A 22,759-nucleotide genomic window follows, 5' to 3' on the forward strand; every position below is an offset into this window, starting at 1 on the left:
CCGTGGTACCGGTCATGACGCGGTTTCCTCTCGTACGGGAACACGGGCCGGCGCGGGGCCGGCCGCTCGTCCGCGCGGTCCGGGGCCGTCCGGTCCCGGCGCGGTGCCCCGGCGGGCCCGCCGGGCGGGGGGCGGCGGCTCGTGGACCGCGGACCGCGGCAGCCACCGGGTCAGCCGGCGCCCGAGGACCTCCACGGCCGTCGAGGTCAGCCAACCGAGCAGGCCGATGGTCACCATCCCGACGAACACCCCGGGGTAGTCCACGACCGTGTAGTCCTGCCACGTGCGGTACCCGACCCCGTACTCGCCGGAGATCATCTCGGCGGAGATCACGCAGATCCAGGACACGCCGATGCCGACCGACAGCCCGCCGAGCACGCCCGGCAGCGCTCCGGGCAGCACCACCGACCCGAGGACGCGCCACCGGCCGCCGCCCATGGTGCGCACCGCCTCCTCCCAGACCGGCGGGAGCGCGCGCACCGCGTGCCGGGTGGACACCAGGACGGGGAAGAACGCCGCCGTGAAGGTGATGAAGACGATTCCCTGCTCGTTGCTCGGGAACAGCAGGATCGCCACCGGCACCAGGGCGATGGCCGGGATGGGCCGGAGGACTTCGAGGACCGGGCCCACCAGGTCGGCCACGAGCCGGGAGCGGGCGATCGCCGTGCCGACGGCCACACCGGCGACCGCCGCCAGGAGGAAGCCGGTGACGATGCGGGTGAGGCTGTCGGCGAGGTCCTGCCAGTACGCGTCGCCGGCGGCCCGCCGCGCGAAGGTGCGGGCGACGTCGGTCACGGTCGGGAACTGCTCGAACCGCAGCCACAGGTTGACGTCGTACGTGGTCAGCACCTGCCACAGGGCCAGCGCGCCGGCCAGGGACAGCGCCCTCAGCGCACGGCGCCCGGTCACGACGCGCCCCGCCGGCCCAGCGCCTGGGCGTACGGAACGGTCCGCGCCCCGGGGTGGGCGGCCGTGTACGCGGCGGCCCCGGCGGCGGTGACGAACGGCAGCAGCCGCGGCCCGTCCGCCACCCACACCGCCTTGTCGGCGAACCACAGGGTGCCGGTCGAGGTGTCGGGGACGTACGCGGCGCGCACGGCGGTGCCGGCGGCGTTCACGGCGGCCAGCAGTTCGGCCGGGGTGCGGAACGAGCGGGTGCCGCCGTCCTTCAGCCACAGCTCGGCGCGGGCGGCGGGTGCCTTGGCGGCGACGGCCTTTGCGTACGCGTCGCCGTAGGCCTTCTTGACGTACCGGTCGTCGACGAACGCGTCGACGTCGACGTCGCCGACCAGTTTCGCCGACTTCAGCACCGGTACGTCCTTCTTCAGGGCGTCCACGAGGGCCGGCTTGAGGGTGGGGTCGAAGGTGGCGATGCCGTGGGCGCCGTTGTAGAGGTAGACGACCTCGGGCGGCAGGCCGGTGGCGCGGGCGACCGATTCGGCCGCCGCCAAGGGCTTGTCGTGGAGGTGGTCGGTGGCCCGGATCTGGGCCCGCAGGAACGCCTCCAGCACGGCGGGCCGCTCCTTGGCGAACTCCTCGCGCACGGTGACGCCGTGGAAGGTGGGCAGGTTCAGCTCGGCGCCGTCGTACAGGGCCTTCGCGCGGCCCTGGTGGGCGAGGAGGCCGGGCCAGGCGACGAACTGCGAGAGCGCGTCGGCGCTGCCGGCCTGGAGGGCCGAGGCGCCCACGGAGGGCTGCTGGTTGAGCTTGCGGACGTCCTTCTCCGGGTCGATGCCGGCCCGCTGGAGGGCCCGTACGAGCGTCCCGTCGGCCGCCGAGCCCACGGACGTCGACACCTTCCGGCCGCGCAGGTCGCGCAGGCTGCGCAGGGGAGAGTCCGGTGCGGTGACGATGGTGTTGAGGCCGCCGCGGAGGTTGTAGCCGGTGACGGAGACGAGCCGGGTGGGCCGGTCGAGCTGTTCGCCGCGCGCCGCGTTGATCAGCAGGGGGAAGTCCCCCATGGAGCCGATGTCGATCCGGCCGGCGGTCATCTGGGCGGTGATCGGCGCCCCGGTGGCGTAGTCCTGCCACCGCACCTTGTACGTGACGCCGTCCCGGGCGCCGCGCTTGGCGAGTTCCTGCTCGAAGTAGCCCAGTTCGCGCAGCAGGGTGCCGGCGGTGACGGTGTTGATGGTCCGGGACTGGTAGCCGACGGTGACGATGACGGTACGGGAGTCGCCGGCGTCGGCGTCGCCGCCGCATCCGGTGACGAGGGCGGCGGTCAGGAGAGTGGCGAGGGCGGCGGTGGGAAGCCCTGTGCGGTTCATGGGGGACGGCCTTTCAGCGGAGCAGGTAGGGCATGTTGACCTCGACGGCGCCGGTGGGGCACCGGGCGGCGCACGGGCCGCAGTACCAGCACTCGTCGACGTGCATGTAGGCCTTGCCGCTGTCGGGGTTGATCGCGAGCGAGTCGAGCGGGCACATGTCGACGCAGAGGGTGCAGCCGTCGATGCACTTCGACTCGTCGATGGTCACGGGCACGTCGGCACGCTGGGGCGCCAGGGGCATGGCTGTCTCCAGGGAGGGGCGGGTCGGGGAGGCGGGGAGGGTTCAGCGGGAGCGGTGCAGCAGCCCGCTCATGGTGATGCGGTCACCGCGGAACCGGATGAACTCCAGGTCCACGGGCCGCCCGTCGCACAGGTGGGTGAGGCGTTCCAGCATGAGGACGGCGGCGCCGCGCGGGGCTTCCAGCACGGCGGCGGAGTGGGCGTCGGCGTTGACGGCCTCAAGGGTGATGTCGGCCGATCCGAGGGCCTGTCCGGTGAGTCGTTCCAGGAGCCGGAACACGTCGTTGTGTTCCAGGTCGCAGTCGAGCAGGCCCGCGCCGACGTCCATCGGGATGTACGTCAGGTCGAGCGACAGCGGCAGTCCGTTCAGCCTGCGCAGCCGCTCGACGCACAGGACCTCGGAGCGTTCGGGCAGGGCCAGCCGCCGGGCGACCGGCACGGGCGCCGGGACCGGTCCGGCCGTCCGCACCTCGTTGGTCACCACGCCGTGCTCGTGCAGGGTCTCGGCGAGCCCCTGGAGCCGGTCGAGACCGTGCGGGTACTTCTCGGCCACCAGCACGGTCCCGACGCCCGGCTGCCGTTCGACGAGTCCTTCGGTGCGGAGCAGGTCGAGCGCCTGGCGCACGGTGTTGCGGGACACGCCGTAGTCGGCTCCGATCCGGCCCTCCAGCGGCAGGACGCCGCCGGGGAAGCCGGTGGTGCGCGCCTGGTGCCGCAGCAGGTCGGCGAGCTGCCGCGCCCGGTCGGCGCGCAGTCGTCGCCGGCGGGCGGCGGCGACGGGGGCCGCGTGTTCACGGGTGCGTTCGGCGGGCATGGCCGGACCATACCGACGCCGGGCGCTCCATGGTGTTGCCACAGTATTGCGCCACTTCCGAAACCCGGAACACGGCTTTGACCTGCACTTTTACGAAGGGTGGCGAAAGATCTGCCACAAGTGGCGCGCGGTTTCCCGCCGGAAACCGCGTGGACCGCCCCGCGGTGACGGTGGCAGGGTCGTCGACCATGAACGACCACGGAGTCCTCGCCCTGTCCCCGCAGCGCACCTCGACGGGTGCGCTGCTGTCGGCCGCGGCCGTGCGGCGGGGCATGCGGGTGGAGGCGCTCCCGTCCCGGGGCTCCGCGGACGTGCTCGCACCCTGGTCCTCCGCGGGCGTCCACTACTACGGGGGGCCGAACTTCGCCGCCGGAGTGGTGGACGAGCTGGGGGTGGGGCTGCTGGAACCCGCGGACGACTGGCCGGCGGCGCTGCCGGAGGCGTACACCCTCCGCGGGGTCGTCGCGGCGACGCTGGGCGAGGCACGGCTGCTGACCCGCCCCGCGTTCGTGAAGCCGCCGAGCGACAAGAGCTTCCCGGCGGCGGTGTACGCCGACGGCGGCCGGCTCCCCCGCGACGTGCCCGGGCTGTCGGGGGACACTCCGGTGCTGATCAGCGACGTGGTCACCTGGGAGGCGGAGTTCCGGCTGTTCGTCCTGGACGGGGAGGTGCGCACGGGGTCGCAGTACGCCACCTTCGGCAGGCTCGACGCGGTGCCGCTCGACGGGCACCGGCACCGCGCCGCCGTCCTGGGCTTCGCGGCGGAGCTGCTGGGGGCGTACGGGGACACCCTGCCCGGGGCCGTGGTCGTGGACGTGGGGCTGGTGACGGCCTCCCGGCCGGGGGACGCGGAGGGCTGGGCGGTGGTCGAGGCGAACATGGCGTGGTTCAGCAACTGTTACGCCGCCGACCCGGACCGGGCACTGGACGTGGTCCTGCGTTCCGCGGGCCCGCGCGACCGCCTCGCGCCGCGGGACCGCCCCTTCGTCCGGACCTGACGGGTCTGTGCCCCGGTTTTGGGCGCGGGCAGGGGGGCGGTGAGCAGGGGGATGGGCCCGGTCCTGTCCTCGGCAGGGGGCCGGCGGACAGGGGGATGCCCGGGGGCGCATTGTGAACGGCGCGCTGCGGGCACATGGCGGTGAATGCCGAACGTGAGACGGCGCCGTTGCCCGCATTGACGTGCCCGATGCCCGCTGCGAGCCTCATGGACGTGAGCCAGTCAGCGAACTTCTCCGCGCGGCGCCACGTCGACCTCCGACGATGCGCAGGCACCCTCTGTGCGTTCGACCTCTGCGGCTGTTAGGCGCATCGGGGGCCTGAGTGCCCCTGCCCGCCCGGACCGTCCGGTCCCTCACCGCCCGCGTGCGGCCGCACCGCCGGCACCCTGACCGGCGGGCGGCACACGGGCGTCACCCTCTTCCCTCCCCGTCCGCTCCCTCCCCCGGGGTCGGGCAGCGGAGCCGCGCTCCGGTGCGTGCCCCCGTGCGTGCCGCCTCACTCCCTCTCCGACGAGCCGCCCCGCGAGCCACCCACGGGCCCGTCGCGCCCGGCTTTCCGTCCCGCACCGTCACCCCGGTTTCCCGAAGCCTCTGAACAGGACGTTCCCATGAGCACGCTGTCCCCGGTCAACCGACGCCATTTCCTCACCCTGCTCGGCCTCTCGGCGGTCACGGTCGGCTGCGGCACGGCCCTCGGCGGCGGCCCCTCCTCCGGGGGCGGGACCCGGACCCTCCGCTACCAGGGCTGGACCGGCCAGGTCACCCCGGCCGAACTGGCGGAGGACCTGGGCTATCTGGAGGACGTCGCACTGGAGTGGGTGGGCAACACCATCAGCGGCCCCCAGGACATCCAGTCGGCGGCCACGGGGCAGACCGACTTCGGCGGCGCCTTCAACGGCGCGGTGGTGAAACTCGCCGCCAGCGGCGCACCCATCAAGTCGGTCATCAGCTACTACGGCTCCGACGAGCACGCGTACAGCGGCTACTACGTGCGGGCGGACAGCCCGATCCGTACCGCCCGGGACCTGATCGGCAAGAAGGTCGGCATGAACACCCTCGGTGCGCACTCCGAGGCCATGCTGGACATCTACCTCCAGCGCGGCGGCCTGTCGCGCGCCGATGCCGACAAGGTGGAGGCGCTGGTCGTCCCACCGGTCAACACGGAGCAGGCCCTGCGGCAGCGGCAGATCGACGTCGCCGTGCTCAGCGGCATACTCCGGGACAAGGCCCTGGCGGGGGGAGGTCTGCGGCCCCTGTTCACCGACCACGCGCTCCTCGGGTCGTTCAGCGCCGGGACGTACGTCATGACCGAGCGCTTCCTGCGGCAGAACCCCGGCACGGTACGGACGTTCGTCACCGGTGTCGGCCGGGCGCTCGACTGGTCGCGCAGCACGCCGCGCCAGGCGGTGATCGCCCGGATGACGGAGATCGTGCGCAAGCGCCGGCGCAACGAGGACGCCGACGCCCTGCGGTACTGGCGGTCGTACGGAGTGGCCGAACCCGGCGGGCGCATCGCGGGCAAGGAACTCGACCTGTGGATCGACTGGCTGGCGGACCGCGGGGACATCGACCGCGGCAAGGTGCGGCTCGACGCCCTCTTCACCAACGAACACAACGCCTCCGCGACCGCGAAGACGGCCGCGACGGCGACGGCGAGCGGGAGGTAGAGGGACCATGCCCGAACACAACACCGCGCACACCACGCACACCACGCACACCACGCACACCACGCACACCGCCAGGATCGTGTTCCGGGGTGTGCGGAAGGACTTCCCCGTCAAGGCCGAGGACGGTACGCGGACGGCGGTCACCGCCCTGGACGGCATCGACCTGACGGTGGGGGCCGGTGAGTTCCTGGTCGTCGTGGGCCCCAGCGGGTGCGGCAAGTCGACCCTGCTGGACCTGCTCGGCGGCCTGTCCCGGCCCACCGCGGGCAGCATCCTGCTGGACGGCTCACCGATCACCGGTCCGGGGCTCGACCGGGGCATCGTCTTCCAGCAGTACGCCCTGCTCCCCTGGCGCACCGCCCAGGGCAACGTCGAGTTCGGGCTGGAGGCCACCGGCGTGCCCCGGCGCGAACGCGCGCCCCGGGCACGGGAGTTCCTGGACCTCGTGGGCCTGAGCGGCTTCGAGGGGCGCCATCCGCACGAGCTGTCGGGCGGTATGCGCCAGCGGGTCGCGATCGCCCGCAGCCTGGCGTACGACCCCGGCGTCCTCCTCATGGACGAACCGTTCGCGGCGCTGGACGCCCAGACCAGGGAGTCGCTCCAGGACGAGCTGCTGCGCATCTGGCAGCGCACCGGCAAGACGATCGTGTTCATCACCCACGGCATCGACGAAGCCGTCCACCTGGGGCAGCGGGTGGCGGTGATGACCTCCCGGCCCGGCCGTATCAAGGAGGTCGTCCCCATCGACCTGCCGCCCCCGACGAGCGTCGACGATCCGCGCTCCAGTCCGGAGTTCGCGCGTTACCGGCACCGCATCTGGTCCCTGCTGCGCGACGAGGTGTCCAGGGCCCAGCAGGAGGAGAGGCAGGGAGTCGCCCCATGAGTTCCGTGACCGACATCGCCGACGGTCCCGCCGGTACGACCGGCACCGCGACCGACACCGCGCCCACCCCCGGTGGCGCCGGGCCCGGTACCACCGCCACCACCGCCACCACCGGTCCCGCCGCCACCACCGGTCCCGCCGGGGCGGGTCGCGAGGACACCGCCCCGCACCAGCCGGCGCCGGGCCCGCGCAAGGCCGCACCGGCCCGGCCGCGCGCGAGGAGGCTGCGGCCCGCCGTCCGCCGCGCGCTGTACGGGCTGGTCCGGGCCGGCACGCGGTCCGTCGCGATCGTGGCCCTGCTCCTGCTGTGGGAGAGCGCGCCGCGTCTGGCGCTGGTCGACCGCACGTTCCTGCCTCCGTTCAGCGAGGTCGCCGTGGCGTGGTGGGGGCTGGCCGCCGACGGCCGGCTCGCCGACGACACGCTGGCGAGTCTGACCCGTTCCCTCACCGGGTTCGGGATCGCGGTGGCCGTCGCCGTGCCCCTGGGGCTGCTGATCGGCTGGTACCGGCGGGTGGCCGACCTCCTGGGGCCGCTGCTGGAGGTGTTCCGCAACACCGCCGCCCTGGCCCTGCTGCCGGTGTTCGTCCTGCTCCTGGGTATCGGCGAGACGTCCAAGATCTCGATCGTCGTGTACGCCTGCACCTGGCCGGTGCTGTTGAGCACCATCAGCGCCGTCCGGTCCGTGGACCCGACGCTGCTGCGGCTGGCGCGGTCGCTGGACCTGCCGCCGGTGCGGCTGTTCCAGAAGGTGATCCTCCCGGCCTCCGTGCCGTCGGTGTTCACCGGCATCAGGCTGGCCGGCGCCGTGTCCATCCTGGTCCTGGTCGCGGCGGAGATGATCGGCGCCAAGGCCGGGCTCGGCCACCTGATCAACGCCTCCCAGTACAACTTCGCCATTCCGCAGATGTACGCCGGGATCATCACGATCTCCGCCATCGGCGTCGCCTTCAACCAGCTCCTCGTCACCCTGGAGCGCCGGCTCAGCTCGTGGCGGGTGCCGGCCGGCGGCTGACCCGCCCGCCTCCGCCTCCCGCCCGTCCACCGGTCCGGCCGGCTGCCGCCGCGCCCGGCCCACGCCCTGCCCCCTGCCCCGCCCCACCCCCGCCCTCAGCACCCGAAGGACTCCACCGTGCCCGCCTCCCCACCCCGCCGACTGCACCTGAACGCCTTCCTCATGAACGCCGGCCACCACGACGCCGCCTGGCGGCACCCCGCGACCACGCCGGAACGGGTCACCGACCCGGCGTACTTCGTGGAACTGGCCAGGACCGCCGAACGCGGCCTGCTGGACTCGGTGTTCCTCGCCGACGGGCTGGCCCTGTGGGGCAACGTCCGCCACAACGCGCTGGGCGGCTTCGAGCCGCTGACGCTGCTGGCGGCGCTGGCCACCGCCACCCGGCGCATCGGGCTCATCGCCACCGTCTCGACCACGTTCAACGAGCCGTACTCCACGGCCCGGGCGTTCGCCTCCCTCGACCACCTCAGCGGCGGCCGGGCGGGCTGGAACATCGTCACCTCCGGATCGGTGGACGAGGCCAGGAACTTCGGCCGCGACGAGCACCTGGAGCACGGCCTGCGCTACGAGCGGGCGCGGGAGTTCGTCGACGTCGCCGTGAAGCTGTGGGACAGCTGGGACGACGACGCGATCGTCCTGGACCGGGCGGCCGGGATCTACGCGGACACCGACCGGGTCCGGCCCATCGACCACCGCGGCGAGCACTTCCGGGTGCGCGGGCCGCTGAACGTGCCCCGGTCACCGCAGGGGCACCCGCTGCTGGTCCAGGCGGGGTCGTCGGAGGACGGCAGGGAGTTCGCGGCCCGGCACGCGGAGGCGGTGTTCACCGCGCAGCAGACCCTGTCCGACGCCCAGGCGTTCGCCAAGGACCTCCGGAGCCGGCTGGCACGGTACGGCAGGACCGAAGACCAGGTGCGGATCCTGCCCGGGATCTGCCCCGTCATCGGCTCCACCGAGGCGGAGGCCCGCGCGCTCGAACAGGAGCTCACCGACCTCCAGGTGCCCGAGTACGGCCTGGCGCAGCTGTCCGGGATGCTGGGCACCGACCTGACGGGCCTGCCGCTGGACGGTCCGCTGCCCGAGCTGCCCGACGAGCGGGACATCAACGGCAACCGGAGCCGTTTCACGCTCGTGGCGGAGCTGGCCCGGCGGGACGGCCTCACCCTGCGGGAGCTGATCGCCCGGCTGGGCGGGGGGCGCGGTCACCGCGTGGTGGCGGGCACGCCCGAGCAGATCGCCGACGAGCTCCAGGAGTGGTTCACCGCCGGCGCGGCGGACGGTTTCAACATCATGCCGCCCTACCTGCCCGGCGGCCTCGACCACTTCGTCGACCAGGTCGTCCCCGTCCTGCAGGCACGCGGCCTGTTCCGCACCGAGTACACCGGGCGCACCTTGCGCGACCACTACGGACTGGCCAGGCCGGCCGGCCGCCGCGGCGCCCACGCCTGACCCGGGGCCACGGCCGGCCCCGCCCGCCACTCCCCCGCTCCGCACCACCGACCCACCCCCCCGCCCACCCACACCCACACCCACACCCACACGACCCCACACCCACCCGACCCACCCGACCCACCCGACCCACCCGAGCCATTCGAGCCATTCGACGAAAGGACCGCGGTCCATGACCACCACGACCCCCACCGCCTCCCCCGCACCGGCCACCCCGGACGGCCTCGACATCCGCCGGATCGGCGGGCGCATCGGCGCCGAGGTGCACGGCCTCGACCTGGCCGGCGACATCGCCCCCGAGACCGTCCACGCGGTCGGCGCCGCGCTCCTGGAGCACAAGGCCCTGGTGTTCCGGGGCCAGCACCTCGACGACGCCGGTCAGCTCCGCTTCGCGTCCCTCTTCGGGGAACTGACCACCGCCCACCCCACGGTGCCGTCGGTCGACGGGCAGCCGAACATCCTGCCCGTCGACGGTGACGAGGGCATCCGGGCCAACCACTGGCACACGGACGTCACCTTCGTCCGTACTCCCCCGAAGGCGTCCACGCTGAGGGCCCTGGTCGTCCCGCCGTACGGCGGGAACACGCTGATCGCCAACACGGCGGCCGCGTACCGGGACCTCCCCGAGCCGCTGCGGGAGCTCGCCGACCGGCTGTGGGCGGTCCACACCAACGCCCACGACTACGCGGAGCCGCGGAGCGAGAAGGCGGCCGAGCACCGCAGGCAGTTCGTGTCCCGCCGCTACCGCACCGCCCACCCGGTGGTCCGTGTCCACCCGGAGAGCGGGGAACGCGCCCTGTTCATCGGCGGGTTCGCGCAGAGCCTCGTCGGTTTCGGCCCGTCGGAGTCGCGTGACCTGCTGCGGCTTCTCCAGTCCTACGTGACCCGGCCGGAGAACGTCGTGCGCATCGCCTGGAACCCGGGCGACCTGGTGCTGTTCGACAACCGCATCACCCAGCACTACGCCCCCGACGACTACGGCGACCTGCCGCGCCTGCTGCACCGTGTCACCGTCGCCGGGGACGTTCCGGCCGGGGTCGACGGCGGCCGCAGCCGCGCGGTGGAGGGCGACGACGCCGCCCACTACACGCCCTCGGCGGCCTGACCGGCCCCGCCGGCGGCCGGGGCACGGAAAAACGCGTGGAGCCCCGGCCGTCCGGCTGGTTAGGGTCGGACGATGAGCGAACGCACCTTCCGCATCACCGTCCGTGGCGTCTTCGACGGACTGGACGCCGGCCAGCGGGCCGACCTCCTGGCGGACGCCGCCGAGCACGACGTCCTGCACGCGGCCTTCACGCCGGAGGGGCACCTGAGCTACGACGTGGCCGCCCGGCCCGCGTTCACCTTCCGCTTCCTGGACTCCGGGGAGGCCGAGGAGGACGTCCTGGCCGCGACGGAGCGCGCCGAGGAGGCGGCCAGGGCGTGGCTGGACGGACGCGGGTACGGCTACAAGAACCTGAGGTCCCAGGCGGAGGACCTGTCGTACGCGCCGATGGGCGCCCGGCAGCGGCGCGCCGCCCGGAAGAGCGCCTGACCGTCGCGCCGGCGGCGGTCCGCCGCCCGACGGCCGCGGGGGCGGCGACCGGAGCCGACAGGCATCCGGTCGCCGCCCCCGCGTCGTCCGTCGTGCGGGTCAGACCGCGGGCGCCGGGAAGGTCGGGTACTCCACCCCGGAGACGTGCTGGACGACCCGGATGACCTGGCAGGAGTAGCCGAACTCGTTGTCGTACCAGAGGTAGAGGATGGCGTTGTCACCGTCGACCTTGGTCGCGCCGGCGTCGACGATCGAGGCGTGGCGCGAGCCGACGAAGTCCATGGAGACCGCGTCGGGGGCCGTAGTGAAGTCGATCTGGCGCTTGAGCGGCGAGTGCAGCGAGACGTCGCGCAGGTACTCCAGGACCTCGTCGCGGGTGGTCTCACGGCCCAGGCGCAGGCTCAGGATGGCGATCGAGACGTCCGGGACGGGGACGCGGATCGAGCTGCCGGTGATCGGCGCCTTGAGGTCGGGCAGCGCCTTGGCGACGGCGGAGGCCGCACCGGTCTCGGTGATGACCATGTTGAGCGGCGCGGAGCGGCCGCGACGGTCGGCCTTGTGGTAGTTGTCCAGCAGGTTCTGGTCGTTGGTGAACGAGTGGACGGTCTCCACGTGACCGCGCAGGACGCCGTACTCGTCGTCCATCGCCTTCAGCGGCGGGACGATGGCGTTGGTGGTGCAGGAGGCGCAGGACAGGACCCGCTCGTCCGGCTTGATGGTGTCGTGGTTGACGCCGTGGACGATGTTGGGCACGTCGCCCTTGCCCGGGGCGGTCAGGACGACCTTGTCGATGCCGGGGCGCAGGTGCTTCGACAGGCCCGCGCGGTCGCGCCACTTGCCGGTGTTGTCGATGAGGATCGCGTCCTTGATGCCGTACGCGGTGTAGTCGACCTCGGACGGGTCGTTCGCGTAGATCACCTTGATCGCGTTGCCGTTGGCGACGATCGTGCTGGTCGCCTCGTCGACGGTGATGGTGCCCTGGAACTGGCCGTGGATCGAGTCGCGGCGCAGCAGCGAGGCGCGCTTGACCAGGTCCTGCTCGCCGCCCCCGCGCACGACGATGGCGCGCAGGCGCAGGCCGTTGCCGGAACCGGCCTTCTCGATGAGGAGGCGGGCGACGAGGCGGCCGATGCGGCCGAAGCCGTACAGGACGACGTCGCGTCCCTCGCGGCGCTCGATCTTGTTGGCACCCGTGGCGCCGGCGACGGCCTCCGCGGTGAACTCGTCCACCGACAGACCGCGGTCGTCGGTCTTGTAGGTGGCGGCGAGCATGCCGATGTCGATCTGGGAAGGGCCGAGATCCAGCCCGGTGAGGGCCTGCAGGAACGGCAGGGTCTCGGTGACCGAGAGCTCCTCGCCGGCGATCTGCCGGGCGAACCGGTGGGTCTTGAGGATGCTGACCACCGACTTGTTCACCAGGGAGCGGCTGTGGAGCAGGACGGTGACGTCGCGCTCCCGGTGCAGCTTCCCGATGATCGGGATCATCGACTCCGCGATCTCCTCGCGGTTCTTCCAGTTGGTGAACGAGTCGTCGTTGACAGTCACAGGTTTATCTTTCGAGCTAGGCGGCGCTCATATGCTAACCCCATGCTCTTTTGATCTCTCACTGGGTCCCGCACCGGGGCCCGGCGGGGGTGGCATCAGGGCCCGGACGAGGGTGACAGGCCGCCTGTTCATCAGCCTTCATCCACTTTTGTCCACGCCGCGGCCGGACGGTCCCCCGGACGGGATCCCCTCCGGGCCGCCCACCGGGCCGTCCACCGGGCCGCCCGCCGGTTCGGCGGGGGCGGCCACGCGCCCCCGCCGGACCGTGCCGGGTTACGGCGCCATCTCGTAGGCGCCGGACAGCGCCTCGACGCGCTGCCAGACCCGGGCCGAGCGCTCCTCGTCGACGACCGGGCGGCGCACCGCGCCGAGCGCCCACTCCTGCTGCCGCTCGGTGGCGGAGTCCTTGCCGTGCAGCTCGACGGCGTGGGCGGAGAAGTCGCGCACCAGGACGGCGAACAGCTCGTCGAGGACGTCCTGGTCGAGGCCGGTCAGGCGGGCCTGCTCCAGGATCAGCTGGCCGTGGACGACCAGCGCGAACAGCTGTCCTACGGCGAGGAGCAGGTCGAGGTCGCGGCTCTGCCGCTCGTCCGGCGCGGCGGTGGTGACGAACTCGCACAGGGCGTCGGCCTGCTCCCGGAACCGGGCGACGTTCGGCACGTCGGCGTACGCGTCGAAGGCCGGGCGCCAGTCGTGGAACCGTACGGAGCCGAGGCCGCGCGCGGGGCCCTGCCGGAAGAGGAACGCGTCGTCCGCCGCGTCGAGGCGGGTGGGGACGGGCTCGTAGGCGGCCGGGTCCAGCAGGTGGTTGCGCATGAACTTCAGGATCAGCGCGAGGTTGACGTGGACCGTGCCCTCCAGCTTGGGCAGGCCCCGGATCTCGATGGCGGCCTGGGCGAAGTAGTTGTCCTTCTCGAAGCCCTTGGCGGCGATGACGTCCCACATGAGGTCGATGACCTTCTCGCCCTCCGTGGTCACCTTCATCTTCGTCATCGGGTTGAACAGCAGGTAGCGGCGGTCGTCGGGCCCGGCGGAGCGGAAGTAGTCGACGGCGCGGTCGCTGAAGAGCTTCATGCCGACGAGGCGGACGTAGGCGTCGGTCAGCTCACGGCGCACGTGCGGGAAGGCGGTGACGGGCCGGCCGTAGAGGATCCGGTTGTGCGCGTGGGTGACGGCCTCGTACATCGCGTGCTCGCAGATGCCGATGGAGGCGGTGCACAGGTTGAACTTGCCGACGTTCACGGTGTTGAGGGCGGCGTCGAACGCGGCCCGGCCGGTGTGCAGCACGTCCCCGGCGGCCACGGGGTAGTCCTCCAGGCGGAACTCGCTGACGTACTTGGAGGAGTCGACGACGTTCTTCACCAGGTGGTAGGCCGGGTGGCGGCTGTCGGCGGCGAAGAAGACGTACCCGTCGGGGCCCTCGACGTCGGTGCGGCGGCCGAAGACGGACACGAGACCGGCGGCGTTGCCGTTGCCGATGTAGTACTTGGAGCCGGTGGCCCGGAAGCCGCCCTCGCCGTCGGGCTCCAGCAGCATGTCGGTGGAGTAGATGTCGGCGCCGTGCGTCTTCTCGGAGAGCCCGAAGGCGAACACCTCGCCCTGGGCGAGCAGTTCGGCGGCCCGGTCGCGGGCGGCGGCGTTGTCGCTCTGCCAGACCGGCCCGAGGCCGAGGATGGTGACCTGCCAGGCGTACCAGTAGTCGAGCCCGTAGAAGCCGAAGATCTCGTTGAGGGCGGCGATGCGGGCGGTGTCCCAGCGCTTGGCGCCCTGGTCGCCGGAGTCCTCGCCGGCGGCGGACGCGGGGGTGAGGAAGGTCGCGAAGAGGCCCTCCTTGGCGGAGAAGGCCAGGAAGTCGGCGAGCCACGCGCGGGAGCGGTAGTCCTCGATGAGCCTGCGCTTGCCGCGCTCCTCGAACCAGTCGACGGTGGCGCGCAGCAGCCTGCGGGTCTCCGGGTCGAAGTGCGCGGGGTCGTAGGTGCGCGGGTTGAACAGCAGCGGGTCGGCCATGGGGTGTCCGCCTTTCCGGGAGGGTCGGTGGTATCGGTGCATGAGGGTCGGTGGGGACGAAGAGGGGCAAGGGGGGGCGAGGGTGGTCGGGTGACGCGGCCGGGGGTGACCGGTCGCCCGCCTCCGGAGCCCCGTCAGCGGGCGGTGCCGAGCCTGCGGAGCGTGGCGAGCACGTCGTCGAGCCAGGCGAGCGTCATCCGCTCGTACGCGATGCCGCCGCGCAGCACCACGTGCTGGAGCTCCCGCCCCGCGTCGGGCGGGCCGGAGGCGTGCGGGGCGCCGGGGCCGGTGAAGTCGCGCACCTCGCCCGCGAGGTAGTGGGCGAGGCGCTCGCCGTGGACCTGCCGGTACCGCTCGACCTCGCGGATCAGCGCGGCCGGGTCGTCGAAGGCGGCCCCGCGGATCTTCACGGCGAGGTCGTGGCGGACGCTCTCCGGTTCGATCGGCTCGTGCAGCCACGCGGAGAGCGCGGCTCGGCCGGCGGCCGCCACGGAGTACTCCTTCTTGTCCGGGCGGCCCTGCTGCGGCACCTCGCGGACGTCGATCCAGCCGTCGCCCTCCATGCGCTTGAGCACGCGGTAGATCTGCTGATGGGTGGCGGTCCAGAAGTAGCCGATGGACCGCTCGAAGCGCCGGGCCAGCTCGTAGCCGGAGCCCGGCCGTTCCAGCAGGGACACGAGGATCGCGTGGTCGAGCGCCATGCCCCGATCCTCTTATGCAACTCGTTGCATAGACAAGCGCCTCCGCCCGGGTGAGACGCGGCTCACCCGCCCCGGTGGGCACGGTCCGCGGCCCGGCCTTGAACGGCGGGGGCCCGCGGGCCGTACCCTCCACGGCGGCCCCTGCCCGCGGGCCGGGTCCGCCGTGCCGCTGTGATCCGTACGGAAGGACCTCCGGGTGTCGATCGGGACGTCTCGTCTGCTGCCGCGCGCAAGGACCGCGCCCTCCGCGGAGGGGCGCCGGGCGGGGGCGCGGGCCGTGGCCGCACGGGCCGGCACGGGGCTCGCCGCCGTGCTCGTGATGGCCGCCCTGCTGCTGCCGGACCGGGTGGAGCGGCTCACACCGGGCACGTTCACCCGCATACCGGTGGAGGCGATAGCCGGGGTCGCCCTGCTGCTGGTGCTGCCCGCGCGGGCCAGGCGGGTGGTGGCGGCGCTCGCGGGGGCCGGCCTGGGCCTGGTGACCCTGCTGAACGTCCTCGACATGGGTTTCCGTTCCGTGCTCGTCCGGCCCTTCGACCCCGTGCTCGACTGGGTCCTGTTCGACGACGCCGAGTCGTTCCTCAGCGACTCCATGGGCCCGGCCGTCGCGACCGCCGCGGTGATCGGGGCCGGGGTCCTCGTCGTCGCCCTGCTGGTCTCCATGGCCCTCTCGGTCGTCCGGCTGTCCCGCGTCGTGGTCCGGCACCGCGCCGTGGCGACCCCGGCGGTCCTGGTGTCGGGGACGGTGTGGGTCCTGTGCGCGGCGCTCGGCGTCCAGGTCTCCGGCGCGGCGGTCGCCTCCCGCGGCGCGGCCGACGTCGTGAGCGGCCGGGTGCAGCAGGTGCGCGACGGGATGGCGGACCGGGAGGCGTTCGCCGCGGAGGCCGCCGTCGACGCGTTCCGTGACACGCCCGCCGACCGGCTGCTGACCGGACTGCGCGGCAAGGACGTGCTGTTCGTCTTCATCGAGAGCTACGGCCGCAGCGCGGTCCAGGACCCGGAACTGGCGCCGCGGATCGGCGCGGTCCTCGACGACGGGTCGCGCCGGCTGGGCGCCGCGGGGTTCTCGTCCCGGAGCGCCTTCCTCACCTCCCCCACGACGGGCGGCGGCAGCTGGCTGGCCCACTCCACCTTCGCGTCGGGCCTGTGGATCGACAACCAGCGGCGCTACCGGGACCTGACGTCCAGCGACCGTCTGACGCTCACCAGCGCCTTCCGCCGCGCGGGCGCGTGGCGGACGGTCGGCATCATGCCGGGCGTCACCCGGGCCTGGCCGGAGGGGCGGTTCTACGGACTGGACAACGTCTACGACTCCAGGACCCTCGGGTACCACGGCCCCAAGTTCAGCTGGACGCCCGTGCCCGACCAGTTCAGCCTGGCGGCCTTCGAGCGTCTGGAGCACGGCAGGCCGGGCCGCGGCCCGCTGATGGCGGAGATCATCCTCACCTCCAGCCACAACCCGTGGGCACCGGTGCCCACCATGCTGCCGTGGGACGGTCTCGGTGACGGCTCCGTCTACGAGTCCGTCAAGGAGGCCGGCAAGGACCCCGAGGAGGTCTGGGAGGACCCCGACCAGGTGCGCACCGAGTACGGGCGCGCCGTCGAGTACTCGCTCGACAGCCTCTTCTCGTACGTGGAGAAGTACGGCGACGACGACACCGTGGTCGTCTTCCTCGGTGACCACCAGCCCGTCCCGACCGTCACGCGCGACCGCCTGGGCCGTGACGTGCCGGTGACGATCGTGGCCCGTGACCCCGCGGTACTGGAGCGGATCTCCGACTGGGGCTGGCAGAACGGGCCGAAGCCCGGCCCCGACGCCCCGGTCTGGCGCATGGACGCCTTCCGCGACCGCTTCCTGACCGCCTACGGCCCGCGCTGAGCCGGTACGGCGGGCCCGGCGCGGCGGGTACGGCGCGGCGGGTACGGCGCATCGGGCGCGGCGCACCGGGCCGCCGTACCGCCCCGGTGACGGCGGGTCCGCGGGCCCTGCCAGGATGCGGATCATGAGGGAGACGGGGGACGTACGCATCGGTGTCGTGGCGCTCGGCACGGTCGAGGAGCCCGGCACGGTCCGGGCGGTTTTCGGCGGGCGGCTGTACGTACGCACGGGGAACCGCGCGGAGGTGCACGACCGGGAGCCCTACCTCGCCGGCGTACGGGAGCCGGTCGGCTCCTGCGAACTGCCGCCCGGTGCGCGGGCGGAACCGGCGCCCGACGGCGGCTTCGTCGTCGCCGAGTCCGAGCGCGTCCGTGCGCTGGCGGATGACGGAACGGTCCGCTGGGAACGCGGGCACGACACCTGGCACGGGGGCCACCGGCCGCCCCGGGCGCCCGGCGCCCCGGCGGCGGACCCGCGCGGGCGCTTCGTCGCGGCCGCCGTACCCACGCCGCTGCCCGCCGACGAGGTCGCGCGGCGGGGGTACGGGCGGGACCGGCTGCTGCTCCTGGACGCGGCGACCGGGGACGTCCTGGACGAGCAGCCGGTCGCGGCGGTCTCCGGTGCCCTCGCCCTGGAGTGGCGCGAGGACGGGGGGCTGCTCGGGGCGTCGTTCTGGACGGCCTGGTACGGCTGGGCGAGCCACTGGGCGGAAGCGTCGCGGCGGGGCCTGCGGACCGTCGGCGGCGGGCCGGACCGCCATGGACTGGCGGGGTTCGTCCCCCGGACGTCGCGGCTCGTGACGTTCCGGCGCGCCGAGCACATGAGCCTGGACGACGACCGGTACGAGCTGGCCCTGCACGAGGCGGCGGCTCCGCGCCCGACGGCGGTGCTCGACCTGAACGACCTGTCGTGGGACCCGGAGAACGACGACTTCGAGCAGGTGCACCCGCTGGACGAGGCGCACCTGCTGGTGACGGGCGATCACGTACCCCGGCACGGCCCGCTGGGGCCGGCGCACTGGCTCCTGGCGGCGGACTCGCTGCGGCCGCTGGGGCGGTTGCGCTACCCCCGGCCGGTCGGGGACGTCGTCACCGCGTTCGGCGACGGGACCTGGCTCACCCGTGAGGACGGCCGGCTCCACCACTGGGGGCTCGCCTGACGTCCGTACGCCCCTGTCCGGGCCGGACGGCCGCGGCTTCCGGCCGTACGCCTCAGGTCCGCGACGCCCCGACGCCGCCCAGCCGCAGCGGCCGCCGCACCGCGCGACCCGCCGGGCGGACCCGCCACAGCCACCGGACGTCCCGGGCGAACGACCACACGAGCAGCGCCAGCGCGGCCGCCACCACCGCGGACGCCGGTACCCGCGGCAGGACACCGGCTCCGGCCACCAGCAGGACGACGCCCTGCACCGCGGCCACCGTCTTGCGGGCCATGCTCGGCGGCAACGGCCCGTCGAGCCACGGCAGGACGCGGGCCGCCGCGACGAACACGTACCTCATGGCGCCGATCGCGAGGACCCACGCACCCGCCTCCAGCGCCACCTGGACGCTGAGGACCAGGATGAGGAAGGCGTCGACCTCCATGTCGAAGCGCGCCCCGAACGGGGACGCCGTCCCGGTGCGGCGGGCCACCCGGCCGTCGACCGCGTCCAGCACCAGTGCCACGGCGGTGAGCGCGGCCAGCGCCGCCACCGGCGGCCGGCCCGTGAACACGTCCGCGACCAGCGCCGTCACACCCCCCACCAGCGTCGTCCGGGCCAGCGTGACGGCGTTGGCGGGCCCGAAGGGCAGGGGGCCCGGCCACGACCGGAACAGGGCGCGGGTGAGCACCCCCCAGGTGGCGACCGTGAACACCAGCCCCGTGAGCCACCCGGCGGGGCCCAGCCCCGTCACCGTACCGAGCAGGAGCAGCAGTACGAGCTGGGCGGCCGCGCCGAGGGCGGGCTCGAGACGCAGCGGACGCGCGTCCGGACGTGCGCCCGGCCGGGCGTCCGGACGTGCGCCCGGGTCTGCATCGGTGATGTCGCGCACGGACAAGGAACACCCTCCGGACCTGTGACAGAGTCAGTGGCCGCCGTCCACCGTGTGCGGCCTCGTCACCTTCCAAACGTGCACCGACACCCCAGCGTTCAACAGGAGAACCCGTGAAGCGCACCGCGCGCGCCTTCTGGCTGCGCTCCCCCGGCCACGGCGGCATCAGCGACGTGACCCTGCCGGAACCGGGCGACGACGACGTCGTCGTCCGCACCCTCTTCTCGGGGGTGAGCCGCGGGACGGAGAGCCTGGTCTTCCGCGGCGGCGTACCGGAGAGCCAGTACGGCGCCATGCGGGCGCCGTTCCAGGACGGCGAGTTCCCCGGACCGGTCAAGTACGGGTACCTGAACGTCGGTCTGGTCGAGGAGGGTCCCACGCACCTGGCCGGCCGCACCGTCTTCTGCCTGTACCCGCACCAGACGCGGTACGTGGTCCCCGCCGGTGCGGTGACGCCGGTGCCCGACGGCGTGCCCGCCGCACGGGCGGTACTGGCCGGGACGGTGGAGACCGCGGTGAACGCCCTGTGGGACGCCGCACCGCTGGTCGGCGACCGGATAGCCGTCGTGGGGGCGGGGATGATCGGCTGCTCGGTGGCGGCCCTGCTCGCCCGCTACCCCGGGGTGCGCGTCCAGCTGGTCGACGCCGACCCCGCCCGCGCCTCGGTGGCCGCCGCGCTCGGCGTGGACTTCGCGCTGCCGGGCGACGCCCTGGACGGCTGCGACCTCGCCGTCCACGCCAGCGCCACCGAGGCCGGTCTCGTCCGCTCGCTGGAACTGCTCGCGCCGGAGGGCACGGTGCTGGAACTGAGCTGGTACGGGGACCGGAAGGTCAGCCTGCCGCTGGGCGAGGCGTTCCACTCCGGCCGGCTCGTCGTCCGCGGCAGCCAGGTGGGCCGGGTGTCGCAGGCCCGCCGCTCCCGGCGGACGTTCGCCGACCGGCTGGCGCTCTCGCTCGACCTGCTCGCCGACCCCGTCTTCGACGCCCTGGTCAGCGGCGAGTGCGCCTTCGACGAACTGCCGTCGGTGCTGCGCGCCGTCGCCGGGGGTGAGCTGCCCGGACTCTGCCACCGGGTGCGCTACGAAGGGGCCTGAACGCACGGCCGTCACCGGCCGTATCAACACCGGGGGGCCGCAGACGGGCCCCGCAGGACGGACCGGGAGGTCACAGCCGTTGTTCAGTGTCACAGTCCGCGAGCACCTCATGATCGCCCACAGCTTCCGCGGCGAGGTCTTCGGACCCGCGCAGCGTCTGCACGGGGCGACGTACCTGGTGGACGCCACCTTCCGCCGTGCCGAGCTGGACGCCGACAACATCGTCGTCGACATCGGCCTCGCCACGAAGGAGCTGGCAGGCGTGGTGGCCGCGTACAACTACCGCAACCTCGACGAGGAACCGGACTTCGCGGGCGTCAACACCTCGACCGAGTACCTGGCGAAGGTCGTCGCCGACCGGCTGGCCGAACGCGTCCACGCCGGCGCCCTCGGCGAGGGGGCGCGCGGGCTGGCCGGCATCACGGTCACCCTGCACGAGTCGCACATCGCGTGGGCGAGTTACGAGCGGGCCCTGTGAGCGACGACCACGACACGGCCGGCGCGGCGCCGCCGGACCGCACGGTGCGGGTGGTGATGCCGGCCGGCGTCGACGACCCGGCCGCGCCGAGCGGCGGCAACGTCTACGACCGCCGGGTGTGCCGGGACCTGCCCGCCGTCGGCTGGCAGGTGCGCGAGCACCTGGTGGCCGGCGACTGGCCCCGGCCCGCCCCGGCCGCGCGCGAGGAGCTGGCGCGGATCCTCGCGGAGCCGGCGGACGGCTCCCTGCTGCTGATCGACGGGCTGGTGGCCTGCGCCGCGCCCGACGTCGTCGTGCCCGAGGCGGACCGGCTGCGCCTGGCCGTGCTGGTGCACCTGCCGCTGGGGGACGAGACCGGGCTCCCCCGCGACCGGGCCGCGGTCCTGGACGCCGCCGAGCGCCGTACGCTGCGCGCGGCGGCGGCGATCGTGGCCACCAGCCGCTGGGCGGCGGGCCGGCTCGTGGAGCACCACGGGCTCGCCCCGGACCGCGTCCACGTCGCCGCGCCCGGCGCGGACATCGGCCCGCTGGCACCGGGCAGCGCGACCGCGCCCGGTGCCCTCCGGGACACCGCTCGGGGCACCGGCGGCGACCCGCGGCTGCTGTGCGTGGCCTCGGTGACCCCGCGCAAGGGGCAGTACGAGCTGGTGGAGGCCCTCGCGACCGTCGCCGACCTGCCGTGGAGCTGCTCCCTGGTGGGCGGGCTGGTCCAGGATCCCGGGTACGTCGACCGGCTGCGCGCCCTCGTCACCCGGCACGGTCTGGACGACCGCGTGCACCTCGCGGGCCCGCGCGGGGGGCCGGAGCTGAACGCCAGCTACGCGGGCGCCGACCTGCTGGTGCTCGCCTCGCACGCCGAGACGTACGGGATGGCCGTGACGGAGGCGCTGGCGCGGGGCGTTCCCGTGCTGGCGACGGCCGTCGGCGGGCTCCCCGAGGCGGTCGGGAACGCCCCGGACGGCAGCGTGCCGGGCGCCCTCGTACCGCCGCACGACCCGGCCGCGCTCGCCACGGCGCTGCGCCGCTGGCTGAGCGAGCCCGGCGAACGGCACCGCGCGAAGGTCGCCGCGCGCCGGCGGCGTACCGCGCTGGCCGGCTGGGAGATGACCACCCGGAGCCTGGCCAAGGCTCTGGAACAGCTCCGGCTGGAACCCAGGGAGGCCGCGTGAGCGTGACCGACAGACCCCGATTCGCCCCCGACTGGCTGGCGCTCCGGGAGCCCGCCGACGCCGCCGCCCGCGCCGTCGGACTCCTCGACCCGCTCCGCGAGCACCTGGGCCTCGACCGGCCGCGGCAGCAACCCGTGCTGGTGGTACGGGACCTGGGCTGCGGCAGCGGCTCGATGGGCCGGTGGCTGGCGCCCCGGCTGCGCGGCCCGCAGCACTGGGTGCTGCACGACCACGACGCCGAGCTGCTCGAACTGGCCGCCGCGCGCATGCCGCGCACCGGCGCCGACGGCGGCCGCGTCACGGTGTCGACCCGGCAGGGGGACATCGGCCGCCTCACCGCGGCGGAGCTCTCCGGTACGGGGCTGGTGACCGCGTCGGCACTCCTGGACCTGCTCACGCACGAGGAGGTGGACGCGCTGGCCGCGGCCTGCGCGGGCGCCGGGTGCCCCGTGCTGCTGGCGCTGTCGGTGGCCGGCCGGGTCGAACTGACCCCGTCCGACCCGCTGGACGGGGCCATCGGAGGAGCGTTCAACGACCATCAGCGCCGCCTGGACCACGGCCGCCGGCTGCTGGGGCCGGACGCCGTCGCGGCGGCCCGACAGGTGTTCGCGGCGCGTGGCATGGACGTGCTGGTGGGGTCCAGTCCGTGGCGGCTGGGCGCCGGTGATTCCGCGCTGACGGCGGAGTGGCTCCGTGGCTGGGTGGGTGCCGCCCGGGAACAGCGCCCGGACCTCGCGCCGCGCGCCACGGCGTACCTCCGGCGCCGTATGGAGGCCTGCGAGGCCGGCGAGTTGCGCGTGGTGGTGCACCACAGCGACGTGCTGGCCCTCCCGGCCGCCGCGTCGGCGGAGGCCGCCGCGTGACCGCCGGGGCGGCGCGCCCCTCCAAGGCCCGCCGCCTGCTGGCCCGCAGCCGGGCGGCGCTCGCCCGTGCGGTACGCGGCCGGCCGGCCCCCTCTCCCGGAACGGCCCCGGCGGCGCGGCCGCCC

Annotated in this window: 21 protein-coding genes; 13 read left to right on the plus strand and 8 right to left on the minus strand. The window is 74.0% G+C overall.

What is annotated here, in order from left to right; translation table 11 throughout:
• Positions 1 to 12: 12 nt before the first annotated feature.
• The 4 genes from A4V12_RS04060 to A4V12_RS04075 are packed head-to-tail and all read right to left on the minus strand — an operon-like array spanning position 13 to position 3,321.
• A complete protein-coding gene (locus A4V12_RS04060; RefSeq protein WP_064067778.1) occupies positions 13 to 909 on the minus strand; it encodes an ABC transporter permease in 897 nt (298 codons plus the stop codon).
• Positions 906 to 2,267, minus strand: coding sequence for an ABC transporter substrate-binding protein (locus A4V12_RS04065; protein WP_064067779.1), 1,362 nt, complete (start codon positions 2,265 to 2,267; stop codon positions 906 to 908). The genes A4V12_RS04060 and A4V12_RS04065 overlap by 4 nt, the downstream gene beginning before the upstream one ends.
• Before the next feature lie 13 nt (positions 2,268 to 2,280).
• Complete coding sequence (locus A4V12_RS04070) at positions 2,281 to 2,508, minus strand: 4Fe-4S dicluster domain-containing protein (RefSeq protein ID WP_064067780.1); 228 nt, start codon at positions 2,506 to 2,508, stop codon at positions 2,281 to 2,283.
• Positions 2,509 to 2,550: 42 nt separating this feature from the next.
• Entirely contained in the window at positions 2,551 to 3,321 is a 771-nt protein-coding gene (locus tag A4V12_RS04075) for a GntR family transcriptional regulator (RefSeq protein WP_064067781.1), read from the minus strand.
• Positions 3,322 to 3,509: 188 nt separating this feature from the next.
• Here A4V12_RS04075 and A4V12_RS04080 point away from each other — a divergent pair, with 188 nt between their 5' ends.
• The 7 genes from A4V12_RS04080 (at position 3,510) to A4V12_RS04110 (ending at position 10,868) form a co-directional block, all read left to right on the plus strand.
• Positions 3,510 to 4,319 carry an ATP-grasp domain-containing protein gene (locus tag A4V12_RS04080; protein ID WP_064067829.1) on the plus strand — a complete coding sequence of 270 codons (810 nt, stop codon included), beginning with the start codon at positions 3,510 to 3,512 and terminating at the stop codon, positions 4,317 to 4,319.
• A gap of 608 nt (positions 4,320 to 4,927) precedes the next feature.
• On the plus strand, positions 4,928 to 5,986 hold the full coding sequence (locus tag A4V12_RS04085) for an ABC transporter substrate-binding protein (protein ID WP_064067782.1): 1,059 nt from the start codon (positions 4,928 to 4,930) through the stop codon (positions 5,984 to 5,986).
• A gap of 7 nt (positions 5,987 to 5,993) precedes the next feature.
• A complete protein-coding gene (locus A4V12_RS04090; RefSeq protein ID WP_079136791.1) occupies positions 5,994 to 6,869 on the plus strand; it encodes an ABC transporter ATP-binding protein in 876 nt (291 codons plus the stop codon).
• Positions 6,866 to 7,882 carry an ABC transporter permease gene (locus A4V12_RS04095; RefSeq protein WP_350497996.1) on the plus strand — a complete coding sequence of 339 codons (1,017 nt, stop codon included), beginning with the start codon at positions 6,866 to 6,868 and terminating at the stop codon, positions 7,880 to 7,882. Before A4V12_RS04090 ends, A4V12_RS04095 begins: the two co-directional genes overlap by 4 nt.
• A gap of 162 nt (positions 7,883 to 8,044) precedes the next feature.
• Positions 8,045 to 9,334, plus strand: a complete 1,290-nt coding sequence (locus tag A4V12_RS04100; protein ID WP_199831213.1) for an LLM class flavin-dependent oxidoreductase — start codon at positions 8,045 to 8,047, stop codon at positions 9,332 to 9,334.
• 172 nt (positions 9,335 to 9,506) lie between these two features.
• Positions 9,507 to 10,439, plus strand: coding sequence for a TauD/TfdA dioxygenase family protein (locus A4V12_RS04105; protein ID WP_064067784.1), 933 nt, complete (start codon positions 9,507 to 9,509; stop codon positions 10,437 to 10,439).
• A gap of 72 nt (positions 10,440 to 10,511) precedes the next feature.
• Positions 10,512 to 10,868, plus strand: a complete 357-nt coding sequence (locus A4V12_RS04110; RefSeq protein ID WP_064067785.1) for a DUF6204 family protein — start codon at positions 10,512 to 10,514, stop codon at positions 10,866 to 10,868.
• A gap of 99 nt (positions 10,869 to 10,967) precedes the next feature.
• On the opposite strand, the gene A4V12_RS04115 is transcribed toward A4V12_RS04110, so the two are convergent.
• The 3 genes from A4V12_RS04115 to A4V12_RS04125 all read right to left on the minus strand — a co-directional run bounded on the left by A4V12_RS04115 (position 10,968) and on the right by A4V12_RS04125 (position 15,121).
• Positions 10,968 to 12,413 (minus strand): glyceraldehyde-3-phosphate dehydrogenase, encoded by a 1,446-nt coding sequence (locus A4V12_RS04115; RefSeq protein WP_064067786.1) that lies wholly within the window; start codon positions 12,411 to 12,413, stop codon positions 10,968 to 10,970.
• A gap of 273 nt (positions 12,414 to 12,686) precedes the next feature.
• Positions 12,687 to 14,420 carry an acyl-CoA dehydrogenase family protein gene (locus A4V12_RS04120; protein WP_064067787.1) on the minus strand — a complete coding sequence of 578 codons (1,734 nt, stop codon included), beginning with the start codon at positions 14,418 to 14,420 and terminating at the stop codon, positions 12,687 to 12,689.
• Positions 14,421 to 14,554: 134 nt separating this feature from the next.
• Complete coding sequence (locus tag A4V12_RS04125; protein ID WP_064067788.1) at positions 14,555 to 15,121, minus strand: PadR family transcriptional regulator; 567 nt, start codon at positions 15,119 to 15,121, stop codon at positions 14,555 to 14,557.
• Between the two features lie 319 nt (positions 15,122 to 15,440).
• Between A4V12_RS04125 and A4V12_RS04130 the strand changes: the two genes are divergently transcribed.
• Both A4V12_RS04130 and A4V12_RS39410 read left to right on the plus strand, forming a co-directional pair.
• Complete coding sequence (locus A4V12_RS04130; protein WP_064067832.1) at positions 15,441 to 17,000, plus strand: hypothetical protein; 1,560 nt, start codon at positions 15,441 to 15,443, stop codon at positions 16,998 to 17,000.
• Positions 17,001 to 17,124: 124 nt separating this feature from the next.
• Positions 17,125 to 18,159: a hypothetical protein gene (locus A4V12_RS39410; RefSeq protein WP_064067789.1), complete on the plus strand. Its 1,035-nt coding sequence runs from the start codon at positions 17,125 to 17,127 to the stop codon at positions 18,157 to 18,159.
• A 52-nt stretch (positions 18,160 to 18,211) separates the two neighbouring features.
• Here the strand turns inward: A4V12_RS39410 and A4V12_RS04140 are convergent, their stop codons facing one another.
• Positions 18,212 to 19,021, minus strand: a complete 810-nt coding sequence (locus tag A4V12_RS04140) for a CDP-alcohol phosphatidyltransferase family protein (protein ID WP_107415315.1) — start codon at positions 19,019 to 19,021, stop codon at positions 18,212 to 18,214.
• Positions 19,022 to 19,143: 122 nt separating this feature from the next.
• On the opposite strand from A4V12_RS04140, the gene A4V12_RS04145 reads away from it, so the two are divergent.
• The 4 genes from A4V12_RS04145 to A4V12_RS04160 all read left to right on the plus strand — a co-directional run bounded on the left by A4V12_RS04145 (position 19,144) and on the right by A4V12_RS04160 (position 22,634).
• On the plus strand, positions 19,144 to 20,124 hold the full coding sequence (locus tag A4V12_RS04145) for a zinc-dependent alcohol dehydrogenase (RefSeq protein WP_064067790.1): 981 nt from the start codon (positions 19,144 to 19,146) through the stop codon (positions 20,122 to 20,124).
• Between the two features lie 79 nt (positions 20,125 to 20,203).
• The gene (locus A4V12_RS04150; RefSeq protein ID WP_064067791.1) at positions 20,204 to 20,602 is read left to right on the plus strand and encodes a 6-pyruvoyl trahydropterin synthase family protein; all 399 of its coding nucleotides are present in this window, start codon (positions 20,204 to 20,206) and stop codon (positions 20,600 to 20,602) included.
• Between the two features lie 56 nt (positions 20,603 to 20,658).
• Entirely contained in the window at positions 20,659 to 21,771 is a 1,113-nt protein-coding gene (locus tag A4V12_RS04155; RefSeq protein WP_079136798.1) for a glycosyltransferase family 4 protein, read from the plus strand.
• Entirely contained in the window at positions 21,768 to 22,634 is an 867-nt protein-coding gene (locus tag A4V12_RS04160) for a methyltransferase domain-containing protein (RefSeq protein WP_064067793.1), read from the plus strand. Before A4V12_RS04155 ends, A4V12_RS04160 begins: the two co-directional genes overlap by 4 nt.
• Positions 22,635 to 22,759 lie beyond the last annotated feature (125 nt).

This window comes from Streptomyces noursei (assembly GCF_001646665.1).
Taxonomy (GTDB): Bacteria; Actinomycetota; Actinomycetes; order Streptomycetales; family Streptomycetaceae; genus Streptomyces; species Streptomyces lavendulocolor.

What these genes read in the sequence shown, in the direction of transcription:
- A4V12_RS04065 (WP_064067779.1), bottom strand. Translation starts at nt 2,267, where the DNA reads ATGAACCGCACAGGGCTTCCCACCGCCGCCCTCGCCACTCTCCTGACC.
- A4V12_RS04070 (WP_064067780.1), bottom strand. Translation starts at nt 2,508, where the DNA reads ATGCCCCTGGCGCCCCAGCGTGCCGACGTGCCCGTGACCATCGACGAG.
- A4V12_RS04075 (WP_064067781.1), bottom strand. Translation starts at nt 3,321, where the DNA reads ATGCCCGCCGAACGCACCCGTGAACACGCGGCCCCCGTCGCCGCCGCC.
- A4V12_RS04080 (WP_064067829.1), top strand. Translation starts at nt 3,510, where the DNA reads ATGAACGACCACGGAGTCCTCGCCCTGTCCCCGCAGCGCACCTCGACG.
- A4V12_RS04085 (WP_064067782.1), top strand. Translation starts at nt 4,928, where the DNA reads ATGAGCACGCTGTCCCCGGTCAACCGACGCCATTTCCTCACCCTGCTC.
- A4V12_RS04090 (WP_079136791.1), top strand. Translation starts at nt 5,994, where the DNA reads ATGCCCGAACACAACACCGCGCACACCACGCACACCACGCACACCACG.
- A4V12_RS04095 (WP_350497996.1), top strand. Translation starts at nt 6,866, where the DNA reads ATGAGTTCCGTGACCGACATCGCCGACGGTCCCGCCGGTACGACCGGC.
- A4V12_RS04100 (WP_199831213.1), top strand. Translation starts at nt 8,045, where the DNA reads ATGAACGCCGGCCACCACGACGCCGCCTGGCGGCACCCCGCGACCACG.
- A4V12_RS04105 (WP_064067784.1), top strand. Translation starts at nt 9,507, where the DNA reads ATGACCACCACGACCCCCACCGCCTCCCCCGCACCGGCCACCCCGGAC.
- A4V12_RS04110 (WP_064067785.1), top strand. Translation starts at nt 10,512, where the DNA reads ATGAGCGAACGCACCTTCCGCATCACCGTCCGTGGCGTCTTCGACGGA.
- A4V12_RS04120 (WP_064067787.1), bottom strand. Translation starts at nt 14,420, where the DNA reads ATGGCCGACCCGCTGCTGTTCAACCCGCGCACCTACGACCCCGCGCAC.
- A4V12_RS04125 (WP_064067788.1), bottom strand. Translation starts at nt 15,121, where the DNA reads ATGGCGCTCGACCACGCGATCCTCGTGTCCCTGCTGGAACGGCCGGGC.
- A4V12_RS04130 (WP_064067832.1), top strand. Translation starts at nt 15,441, where the DNA reads ATGGCCGCCCTGCTGCTGCCGGACCGGGTGGAGCGGCTCACACCGGGC.
- A4V12_RS39410 (WP_064067789.1), top strand. Translation starts at nt 17,125, where the DNA reads ATGAGGGAGACGGGGGACGTACGCATCGGTGTCGTGGCGCTCGGCACG.
- A4V12_RS04155 (WP_079136798.1), top strand. Translation starts at nt 20,659, where the DNA reads ATGCCGGCCGGCGTCGACGACCCGGCCGCGCCGAGCGGCGGCAACGTC.